This is a genomic window from Hyphomicrobium sp., from assembly GCF_051860585.1.
Classification (GTDB): domain Bacteria; phylum Pseudomonadota; class Alphaproteobacteria; order Rhizobiales; family Hyphomicrobiaceae; genus Hyphomicrobium_C.
Genome location: NZ_JBHYDS010000005.1, coordinates 237,416 through 247,252, shown reverse-complemented (window position 1 = coordinate 247,252; position 9,837 = coordinate 237,416). Strand labels below are relative to the sequence as shown.

The 9,837-nt window shown below is 64.1% G+C and carries 8 protein-coding genes and 1 tRNA gene; 6 read left to right on the top strand and 3 right to left on the bottom strand.

What is annotated here, in order from left to right; all coding sequences use genetic code 11:
• The first annotated feature begins 71 nt into the window (after positions 1 to 71).
• The 3 genes from ACTIFK_RS10380 (at position 72) to ACTIFK_RS10370 (ending at position 2,438) form a co-directional block, all read left to right on the top strand.
• Positions 72 to 1,451, top strand: a complete 1,380-nt coding sequence (locus tag ACTIFK_RS10380; RefSeq protein WP_439542991.1) for an exopolysaccharide biosynthesis polyprenyl glycosylphosphotransferase — start codon at positions 72 to 74, stop codon at positions 1,449 to 1,451.
• A gap of 101 nt (positions 1,452 to 1,552) precedes the next feature.
• A complete protein-coding gene (locus tag ACTIFK_RS10375) occupies positions 1,553 to 1,945 on the top strand; it encodes a hypothetical protein (RefSeq protein WP_439542990.1) in 393 nt (130 codons plus the stop codon).
• 178 nt (positions 1,946 to 2,123) lie between these two features.
• Complete coding sequence (locus ACTIFK_RS10370) at positions 2,124 to 2,438, top strand: hypothetical protein (protein WP_439542989.1); 315 nt, start codon at positions 2,124 to 2,126, stop codon at positions 2,436 to 2,438.
• 76 nt (positions 2,439 to 2,514) lie between these two features.
• On the opposite strand, the gene rlmB is transcribed toward ACTIFK_RS10370, so the two are convergent.
• Positions 2,515 to 3,438: a 23S rRNA (guanosine(2251)-2'-O)-methyltransferase RlmB gene (gene rlmB, locus ACTIFK_RS10365; protein ID WP_439542988.1), complete on the bottom strand. Its 924-nt coding sequence runs from the start codon at positions 3,436 to 3,438 to the stop codon at positions 2,515 to 2,517.
• 211 nt (positions 3,439 to 3,649) lie between these two features.
• On the opposite strand from rlmB, the gene ACTIFK_RS10360 reads away from it, so the two are divergent.
• A tRNA-Tyr gene (locus ACTIFK_RS10360) sits at positions 3,650 to 3,734 on the top strand.
• 431 nt (positions 3,735 to 4,165) lie between these two features.
• On the opposite strand, the gene ACTIFK_RS10355 is transcribed toward ACTIFK_RS10360, so the two are convergent.
• On the bottom strand, positions 4,166 to 6,196 hold the full coding sequence (locus tag ACTIFK_RS10355) for an OmpA family protein (RefSeq protein WP_439542987.1): 2,031 nt from the start codon (positions 6,194 to 6,196) through the stop codon (positions 4,166 to 4,168).
• Between the two features lie 802 nt (positions 6,197 to 6,998).
• Positions 6,999 to 7,484, bottom strand: a complete 486-nt coding sequence (locus tag ACTIFK_RS10350) for a hypothetical protein (protein ID WP_439542986.1) — start codon at positions 7,482 to 7,484, stop codon at positions 6,999 to 7,001.
• Positions 7,485 to 7,822: 338 nt separating this feature from the next.
• Here ACTIFK_RS10350 and hemP point away from each other — a divergent pair, with 338 nt between their 5' ends.
• Both hemP and ACTIFK_RS10340 read left to right on the top strand, forming a co-directional pair.
• The gene (gene hemP / locus ACTIFK_RS10345; protein ID WP_439542985.1) at positions 7,823 to 8,008 is read left to right on the top strand and encodes a hemin uptake protein HemP; all 186 of its coding nucleotides are present in this window, start codon (positions 7,823 to 7,825) and stop codon (positions 8,006 to 8,008) included.
• Positions 8,009 to 8,255: 247 nt separating this feature from the next.
• Positions 8,256 to 9,563 (top strand): O-acetylhomoserine aminocarboxypropyltransferase/cysteine synthase family protein, encoded by a 1,308-nt coding sequence (locus ACTIFK_RS10340; RefSeq protein WP_439542984.1) that lies wholly within the window; start codon positions 8,256 to 8,258, stop codon positions 9,561 to 9,563.
• Positions 9,564 to 9,837 lie beyond the last annotated feature (274 nt).

The window sequence follows — 9,837 nt, the reverse complement described above, 5'->3', positions numbered from 1 at the left end:
CGCGTATCAAAATGGAAATTTCAAGAAAACCGGTCAGCCGCAGCGCTGAGATCGAGCCGCTGCCGCGTGGCATGTCGAGCACGACATTCGCGATTGGCGTCTTCGCGCTTAGCATCGTCGCGGTGCTCGGCTTTGCCGTGGCGATTGGCGCTCTATTGGAATTCTTCGTCTCGGATCGGATCGAGAGCCTTCGCCCCTACGTTTTGGCGGGCCTGCTGACCGGCCTTCTCTATGCCGTGCCCCATCTTGTGATGGAAACGTCGGCGCGCTGGCCGGGCGTGGCGCAAGGCGGTGCTCCGAGCCGCAAGTTCGAAATCTGGACGTTTGCGAACCTGATCCTGGCGCTCGTCTCGACGGTGCCGACCGATCGCGACCTGCTGTCGTACGGCTACCTGGCCTTATTCTATGCCGCGGGTCTGGGTCTTCTCACCGGTTTGTCGATGGGCGCGTCCGCGGTCCGCGCACACCTCGTCGAAACCGGCCGTATCCGGGGACGCCGCATTATGGTGCTCGGCCCCCCCGCGGAACTTGAGACGATGACCGAGCGTGCGGCCAGCAGCCGGCAGGGCTTCCATGTCGTCGCCGCCGAGGTGTTGCCGACGCACGCACTGAGCGACAATCGCGCGGCGATGTTGAAAGCCATCGATGACGTGACGTATCGGGCGCGGACGCTTGCCATCGACGACATCATCGTATCCAGCACCGCGTTGGCCGACAGCGACGTCATGATGCGCCTGTCCGGAATCCCGGCCTCGGTCCACATTCAAACGCTGATGCCGCTCGATCGGTTTGCGGGCGTACGCGTCGCGCAGTTTTCCGAGCTGTCCGCGCTGACCGTTTCGCTGCCGCCGTTGGCTCCGCTGCAGCGAATCTGCAAGCGCGTCTTCGACATCGCGCTCGCCTCGCTGGCCGTCGTTGCGCTCTTTCCGCTGCTGGCCGTCGTGGCGCTGATCATCAAGCTCACGAGTCCCGGCCCGGCGTTGTTCCTGCAGCGCCGCCGCGGCTTCAACATGGGCGAATTCCGGATCTGGAAGTTCCGCACGATGACCGTGGTCGAAAGCGGAGCGGATCTCGCTCCAGCCGATCAGGATCAGAGCCGGCTGACATGGATCGGGCGTCACCTGCGCCGATTGAACATCGACGAGCTTCCCCAGCTCTTCAACGTCATCAAGGGCGACATGACGATGGTCGGCCCGCGCCCCCATGCGCTCGAGGAGGACGATCTGTTCTCGCAATGGATCGAGACCTACAGCTCGCGCGCCAAGGTCGTCCCCGGCATTACCGGCTGGGCTCAGGTGAACGGCTGCAGGGGCCGGGCATCGACGATGCAGGTGATCAGGAAGCGCGTCGAATACGACAGGTATTACATCGAGAACTGGTCGATGATGTTCGACCTGCACATCATCGTCCTCACGCTTTTTTCACCAAAAGCCTATCGTAACGCGCGCTAGCAGGCGTTCCCGGCCCCGCCAGGCCACCGGTTAAAGCAATGTTATGCGATTTGCGCTATCGTCCCGGTCTAGAGTTTCTTGTGTCGCCCGAGGAGTTTGTCATGCGTTTACGGGTTTTCGCTTTGCTTGCGGCTGCCGTCGGCCTCGTGCTGACGCCGCTCGCGGCTGAAGCCGGCCATCGCCGCGCGCCGCGCGGTTACGGCGAGGTGCAGGTCGTGCACCACTACGGCTACTATCCGCGCTATCGCAACGTCTATCACCGCGACTTCTATACCGACCCCTACGCGTATCGGGCGTCGCCGCGCGGCTACTATCCGTACTACAACTCGGGCTACTGGCGTCCGACCGAGGAGCTGCGCTATCGCCGCGCCTGCTGCCGTCCGTACTCGGGGTTGCCGCCTTACTATCAGGCTTGGGGCTACCCGAAGCGCTATTACAACCATCGCGCATCGTACCGCAGCTATCACCGCCACCGCCACCATCGCCATTGGTAGAGCGATCTGATCCGGACACGCAAAGGCCGCTCTTTCGAGCGGCCTTTGGCGTTTTTCGGCTACGCGAAATCCGCGTTCATGCCCCATTCATGCGGCATGGTTTTTTCTGATGTCATGAACTTTTCCGTTCCGCGTTGCGTTGTCTGCGCGGATCACTCTTGAGATTGGGACCTGACCCATGATGAAGAAGCTTATGCACGCACTGATGGCCTTGACCTTGATCGCCGGCGTGAGCGCGTCGTCGATCCAGCCTGCGGAAGCAGGCCGCGGAGGCCGTGTTGCAGCCGGTGTTGCCGCAGGGATTATCGGTCTTGGCATTCTCGGCGCTTACGGCCATGCCCGCGACCGTGAGTATTACCGCGCGAGCGGCGAATGCTATCCCGGCCCTGAGGAATGCGGCTGGCGCGACCGCCGCTGCTTCGAAAACAGGTATGGCGAAATGGTCTGCCGTGGCGGCCGTTGGACCTGCTGGCGCCCGACCTACTGCGATTGATCGGTTAGACGCGTTTGAGGTTCGAGGGCGGTGCCGTTTCGGCGCCGCCCGTTTTCGTGCGCGTCGTATGTTGGTGTCAGGTCGTGGCGCCTGCGCGCTTCCGCGAGATCGCCGCCCAGTGCAGCGTCACCGCTGCGGCATTCGACACGTTGAGACTGTGCAGCGATCCGCCGGTTGTGATTGAGACCAGCCGATCGCACGTTTGCGCGGTGAGTTCCCGCAGGCCCTTGCCTTCGGCGCCGAGCACGATGGCACACGGCCCCTCGAACGACTGGTCTTCCAGCCGCACGTCGGACGCGCCCTCGAGGCCGATGAGCTGGAAGCCCTGAGCCTTGAGATCCTCCATCGTCTTCGCGAGATTTTGCACCGGCAGCACCGGGACGAGGTCGAGCGCGCCGGACGCCGCTTTCGCGAGCACGCCATTCAGCGGCGGACTGTGGCGTCGCGTCATGATGAGACCGGCCGTCCCGAACGCGGCCGCCGAGCGCAGCACGGCGCCGAAATTGTGCGGGTCCGTGACGTGGTCGAGCAGCACGAGCGGCCCATGCGTCTTGGCGCGCGCGATCAGCTCGGCCAGCAGCGGCTCCTCGAGCGGTTGCGCTTCGAGCAGCAAGCCCTGATGCACGGTGTCCGGGCCGAGCAGATGGTCGAGATCGCCCGGTGTCGCGCGGTCGATCAGCACGCGGCGGGCGGCGATCACCTCGGCCAGGCGGATTTCCGCGTTCTCGGTCGCGAGCAGGCGAACGACGCGGCGGTGTTTATTGTTGAGGGCGGCTTCCACCGCATGGCTGCCGAAAATACGCACGAGGCCGTCGTCGATGTCGCGGCGCGCAACGGGCGGTTGGCGTCCGTGGCCGGACCGTCCTGGTCCTCCGGGACCGCTAGGGCGATCACCACCGCGTCCGCCGGACTGGCCACCAGAGTGTCCGCCGGGGCGCTTTGCGCCTGGGCCCTTCTGCCAAGGTTTGCGGTCTGACTTGCCCGCCCGGCTGTCTTTCATGGTGAGGTGTGCTCCGGATGGCGGCGATGCCGCCCAACGTCAGACCCATACGGGTTTTCGCCCGCTTTTCCAATTGACATTGGGGGGCCGGATTACCATAAGGACGGCGTTGCCCTGCCGCTCGGCGCGCGCAGGGCGATTTTGTTTGATAGGCCGGATGGAAAGCCGTTGGCGCGCCGCCACGGAGGAGACCGGTCTACCGGATTGGCACGGAGAGGTGCCCGAGTGGCTAAAGGGGACGGACTGTAAATCCGTTGGCTTCGCCTACGCTGGTTCGAATCCAGCCCTCTCCACCACCAATCCCAAATCCAGCCGGCAGCACGTCCTAGGTAGCGCGATCGTGGCCTCGAAGGTCACTCCTGCAGGCCGGCTTTGCGCAGGCCCTCGGCGAACATGGCGAGATGCGCCGCGCCGTGGATCGGAATCCGATCCTTGATATTTGAGACACGCAGCTTCGGATCGAGGCGGCGCCAATCCGCAAATGCACGCCGTACTTTGGGGCGGGGCCACGATTTGGTTGTCGGGCCACGCGCTGTTTCATTTTTGGGAAGTGGCCGTGGGGATCTGCACGCCTTCGAACCTCGCGCGCGATTTCCCAGCTTGACGCTCTGGGCGATCTCCGATGCGCGGGTCGCCCGTTCCGCAACCGCTTGAACGTCCGCAAACCGCTTGAGCGGACGCGTCACCCGGCCGGCGCTCGGCCGTCCGGGCGACGCGATGCCGGTGATCAGTCGCGGTCGTTCCAGCCTTCCTTCGAAAGCAGCGGCGTGATGCGGCGGACCGAGACGCGGCGGTTGATGCGCGACGGCTCCTCCGTCGGCACCTTGAGATATTGCTCGCCGTAACCCTGGGTCGTGAGGTTCTCGGGCGGCACATCGAACACGTCCGAGAGGATGACCGCCACCGTCTCTGCGCGCCGGTCAGAAAGCGACAGGTTGTCAATGTCGGAGCCCACGGCGTCGGTATGGCCCTCGATCAGGAAGACCTCATCCGGCGAGCGGTTGAGAATACGCAGCATCGCCTTCGCCATGCTCTCGAGCTTCGGATACTGATCCTCGCCCACCTCCCACGATCCGAAGCCGAAATTGACGGCATCGAGATCGACGCGCCGCATGCGCTCCAGAACGGAGTAGCTGTGACGTACTTCGTCGAGCGAGTAGCCGCGGTCCAAGCGTTCCACCGGGGGCGCCATCAGGGTGTCGTAGACTTCTTCGGAAGAGGCGCGGTCGTAGTCGACGATGTACTCGTCACGCGGAATGCGGATGCGCGGCGGTGGAAGCTCGACGTAGGCATCGCGGTAGTCGCGATCCTCGTCGAACCGTGAGTGGCGATGGCGGCCGTAATAGTGGCGGTTGTCGATCAGCACGAGCTCACGGCCGTCCCGATCCCTGCGGCTGCGGCGGTAAAGTTGTCCGTCGTCATCCTGCAGCGAATAGATGAGTGCGCCAGCGAGGCCCATCGTCACGATCATCGTCAGGCCGTCCTTCCGCCGCTCGCGCCGAACCTCGCGGCCCGTCCGCTTGAAGCGGTTGCTCTCGTCGTGGCGAATGAAGGAGCGGTCGTTCTGCCGGATGATGACGCGATTGTCGGGCTCGATGATGTCGCGGCGGCGGCCGTCGAACAGCGTGCGCTCCTTGCGGCCGTTACGCACGTCGTCGAACTTCTTCGTCGCATCGGGACGCCAGTTCTCGACTTCACGAAAACCGCCTAGATTCTTATCGCCACCCTTATTGCCGCCACCCTTGTTGAAGTCACGGGCCTGATCGCGCGCGCGCTGGAACTCTTTGTCGGCGGCGCCCCGGTCGAACGCTTTCGGCGGTGTGCCAAAAATCGCCTTCCCATTCGCCGCTCCGCTCCAATTGCCCTTGGGCCCTGCGCCTTGCGTCTGTTTCAGCGCGTTCTGACGAGCGGCCTCCGCGTCGAGCTGCTTCTTGCGGACCGCGTCGTCCCGCGCCTTGAGCGCGTCCTGGCGCGCGCGGGTGGCATTGTCGACGGCATCCTTGCGCTGCTGCAGCGCCTTGTCGCGCGCCTGGACCTTGTCGTCGATGGCTTTCTGGCGGTTCTTCAGCGCCTCGTCGCGCGCGCGGATGGCGTCCTGCTGTTGCTGCAGGGCCTTCTGCTTGGCCTGCTCGCCCTGGAGCTGCTTCTGCTTGAGAGCGTTCTGCCGGGCCTGCTCGTTCTGAAGTTGTTTGTCCTTGATGGCGTTCTGGCGGTTCTTGATCGCCTCATCGCGCGCTTTGATCGCGTTCTGCTGTTGCTGAAGGGCTTTCTGCTTCGCCTGCTCGCCCTGGATCTGCCGGTTCTTCAGCGCCTCGTCGCGCGCCTTGATCGCGTTTTGCTGCTGCTGGAGCGCCTTTTGCTTCGCCTGCTCGCCTTGGAGCTGCTGTTGCTTGACGGCGTTCTGACGGTTCTTCAACGCCTCGTCGCGTGCTTTGATCGCGTTCTGCTGCTGTTGCAGGGCCTTCTGCTTGGCCTGCTCGGCCTGGATCTGCTTTTGTTTGATGGCTTTCTGGCGCGCCGCGTTTGCGTCTGCGGGGTTGCCGCCGTTGTTGTTGCCAGGCGGGGGGTTGCCTTCTGCCCAGGGCTGCTTCTGCGCAAGCTCGATACGCCCATCCATCGGGGTCTTGTCGCTGCGAATAGTGTCCGCGCGGGAAAACCCCGGAGCGGAATCGTGTCCGGGCACTTCGGAGACGGCGCGCCCCGAGTTGAAGAAAGCGAGCGGAAGAGCGAGGAGGAGGGGGACAGCGCGAAGGGTCATACTGGGTCCATGTTCAAAGGGCCGGAGTAAAAAAGGGCCAGAGTCGAAGGGCCGGTGTCAAAGGCCCGGAGTCACCCCAGGGCGGGGCTGCGATCGAGCGAGAAGCCTCTGCCGGCGGAAACTGCCGAACGCAACACTCTATCCATCAAAATCACTCTACCGATCGAAACCGCGCAAATCATGGCGCAGGCGGGTCGGACACCAGTTGAATTTGCTGGAAATTTCGACGGAGCGTTGGCAAAAATGACTTGTCCTGAGGAAGCCCTGACGGCGGCGCGGCCGGTTGATCTTCCGGGCCAGCATCCGCTTTAAATCCGAATGCGACGAAAGCGATGCCCGGACAACACGATCCGCCCGCGCCAGCACTCAACCGATGATGACGAGCACCAGCCGATGATCAGGCCGAGCCGACCCGCCCGCCGCACGCTCGAGCGAGCACGCAACGCACTCCAGCGAGCACGCTTTGCGACCGGATGCGCCGTGGCGCTGGCGGCTTTCGCGAGCGGAGAGGCCGCAGCAATCCCTGGCCGGTACTGTGGGAACATCGTGGAAAGCGGCCAGTCATCGGGGGCCACGCAGGAAGAAGCGTTGAAGACGGCACAGACACGGTGGTCCTCGCGAGCGGGTGCTCTCGGACCGGGCTACGAAAACTGGGAGAGCGCCGGCGAGCGCGCGCTCGAATGCGAGAAGGAGGGCCCCGGCACGTTCAGGTGCAAAGCGACTGGACGACCATGTCTCCCGCCAGGCACGCTTCCGAAAGTCGAGATGTGAAAGGCCGCCGCGTGCCCTGAGGCATCGAGGCTCAGTGCAGCGCGAGGCTTGGCGATGTCAACGGCCGGCGGTTGTCGGTCGGCGCCAACGCGGACCCGAACCGCGCCGCGGCGGCAGCCAGAACCGGCGCTTCGCTCCGTCCGGAGAATTCCGCCGCCGCATCCGCGATGTCGCCGCGATCCCCCCGGACTCCCGCCTGCATCAGCAGAAGCAGCAGCCACTCGTCTTCGGTCACCTTGAGACGGCAGGACGGACATTGCGGAGACAGGTATCCGAAGCTGCCCATCCGTTCGGCGCGCATGGCGCGGATGATCCCGGTAATGCGCGAAGCGATCAACGGGCCATTGTCCGCGCCGTAACGCATCTCGGCGTGACTGATCGCGCGGTCGCAGCCTTCGGCGCGGTTGTGTTCGTAGCTCATGCAAGTGAGACGAACGAGATGAAGCCATTCCCGCTCCATCTCGCCAAGGTCGTTCACGTCGAAATTGTGCGAGAGCGCATTTGCGTCGGTGCACATGGTGAGCTCCAGCCTCCGCACGCGCGCTCGTGAAGAACGCATGAGAGAAAAAGGGCGGCGGCAGCGACCAGCCGATCTCGGAAGAACGATCGGAAGATGCGCTGCCGCCAGTGTGGAGGCCCAGGCAGTGCGGGAGGCGTAACTGGGTCCCCAGAGCGCATCGTTGAATTCCAGCGTAAGCGGTGGGGTTAGTCACCGAACGCGCCTGCGGCGAAACAGGCAAATCACGATGCGGACTTGCGGACCATAGTAATCTGGATATAAATAGTCAACAATAGATCGGCGCCACAACGCCGCGCCCGCAGCACGTTACGCCATCAGCACGATACGGAAGAGCGATGTCCGGAGACGACGATAATCACAACTCAGGACAACGCGTCGTCCAGCCGTCGCGTGCGGTCACGATCGTCCGCCACAAGGTGTCCGATCTGATGAGGGGTGGCCGCGAGGCGGTCCTCGAACACGACGGCGCCGACTATCACCTTCGCATCACGGCCAACGGGCGATTGATCCTGACCAAATGACAGATGAGGTGAGGGCATGATCGCGTTTCTCAGGCAGGTCCGCCGGTTGATCGGCGCAGTCGCAGGCGATGTCGAAGCCACCGAGCGCCAGCCGTAAGCGCCCAAGGGGTCCATGAAAGCGGGTCCACAAAAGCGGGTCCGATAAATTGGAATGTGCTCCGCTTCTCGCACGCCCCTCCTGACGCCGTCGCCATGGTGAGGTAGACCTGTCGGCTGTCACAAATTGGCGGTTCGGGAGGACCTCACTATGAGCACGAGCAAGACAACGGCGCCGCGCGTCGAAACCCTGTCGCTGCATGCGGGCTGGCGCGCGGACCCCACCACCGGCGCCGTGGCCGTCCCGATCTACCAGACGACGTCCTATCAGTTCCGCGACACGGAGCACGCCGAGAACCTGTTCGGCTTGAAGGAACTCGGCAACATCTACACGCGCATCATGAACCCGACGACGGACGTGCTGGAAAAACGCATCGCCGCGCTCGAAGGTGGCGTGGCTGCGCTCGCCGTCGCATCGGGACAGGCGGCATCGGCCTTCGCCGTCCAGAACCTTGCCCACGCCGGCGACAATGTCGTGAGTTCGACCGATCTCTACGGCGGGACTTGGAACTTGTTCGCCAACACGCTGAAGGATCAGGGGCTCGAGATCCGTTTTGTCGATCCCTCCGACCCGGAGAATTTCCGCCGCGCAACCGACTCCCGCACGCGCGCCTACTACGCCGAGACCCTGCCGAACCCGAAGCTCGCCGTATTCCCGATTGCAGAAGTGGCCGCGATCGGCCGTCCGCTCGGCATCCCGCTGATTGTCGACAACACGGCGGCGCCGATCCTGTGCCGGCCGCTCGATCATGGCGCGGCTATCGTCGTCTACTCGTCGACGAAGTACCTCGGCGGACATGGCACGTCGATCGGCGGCGTGATCGTGGATGGCGGCACGTTCGACTGGGCGGCTCATGCCGAGCGCCAGCCTGCGCTCAACACGCCGGATCCGAGCTATCACGGCGCGGTCTGGACGGAGGCCGTCAAACCGCTCGGCCCCATCGCCTACATCTTGAAGGCGCGCGTGACGCTGTTGCGCGACCTGGGCGCGGCGCTCTCGCCGTTCAATGCGTTTCTCCTGTTGCAGGGCGTCGAAACGCTCGCGCTGCGCATCGCCCGCCATTCGGAAAATGCGGCGGCGGTGGCCGCCTGGCTCGCGAAGCATCCGGCGGTGACGCGCGTCATTCACCCGTCGCAGCAGACCGGCGTGCAGCGCGAACGGGCAACACGCTATCTCTCCGGTGGCGAGGGCGGATTGGTCGGCTTCGAACTGTCAGCGGGTCGGCAGGCGGGCCGCCGCTTCATCGATGCGCTCAAGCTTTTCTATCACGTCGCCAACATCGGCGACACGCGCAGCCTTGCGATCCACCCCGCGTCCACGACCCACTCCCAGCTTACTGGCGAGGAGTTGATGGCCACCGGCGTGACCGACGGCTACGTGCGGCTCGCAGTCGGCATCGAGCATATCGACGACATCCTGGGCGACCTCGATCAGGCGCTCGCCACCGCGACCGCATGAGTGCGCGCCCGGGACGGATATCGGGGCATACGCGAGACATGGACAAACAAAGCCCCGAGCTTCGCCAGAGGCTCGGAGGCGGGATGCATGGGCCCGCCAGATCCACGTCCTTGCGGCAAATCGGATGTTTTCCAGCTCAGCGCGCCGTCGATCCCCCTGCGAGGCGAGCATTAAGCGGCGCTGTGATATAGTGTTGCACTTCCAAAGCGCGAACTGTTAGCCATTCTATAGACAATCACGTGGCGTCAATTGCGCATCCGCAACCAGGGCGGCG

What these genes read in the sequence shown, in the direction of transcription:
- hemP (WP_439542985.1), top strand. Translation starts at nt 7,823, where the DNA reads ATGTCCGGAGACGACGATAATCACAACTCAGGACAACGCGTCGTCCAG.
- ACTIFK_RS10355 (WP_439542987.1), bottom strand. Translation starts at nt 6,196, where the DNA reads ATGACCCTTCGCGCTGTCCCCCTCCTCCTCGCTCTTCCGCTCGCTTTC.
- ACTIFK_RS10380 (WP_439542991.1), top strand. Translation starts at nt 72, where the DNA reads ATGTCGAGCACGACATTCGCGATTGGCGTCTTCGCGCTTAGCATCGTC.
- rlmB (WP_439542988.1), bottom strand. Translation starts at nt 3,438, where the DNA reads ATGAAAGACAGCCGGGCGGGCAAGTCAGACCGCAAACCTTGGCAGAAG.
- ACTIFK_RS10350 (WP_439542986.1), bottom strand. Translation starts at nt 7,484, where the DNA reads ATGTGCACCGACGCAAATGCGCTCTCGCACAATTTCGACGTGAACGAC.
- ACTIFK_RS10375 (WP_439542990.1), top strand. Translation starts at nt 1,553, where the DNA reads ATGCGTTTACGGGTTTTCGCTTTGCTTGCGGCTGCCGTCGGCCTCGTG.
- ACTIFK_RS10370 (WP_439542989.1), top strand. Translation starts at nt 2,124, where the DNA reads ATGATGAAGAAGCTTATGCACGCACTGATGGCCTTGACCTTGATCGCC.
- ACTIFK_RS10340 (WP_439542984.1), top strand. Translation starts at nt 8,256, where the DNA reads ATGAGCACGAGCAAGACAACGGCGCCGCGCGTCGAAACCCTGTCGCTG.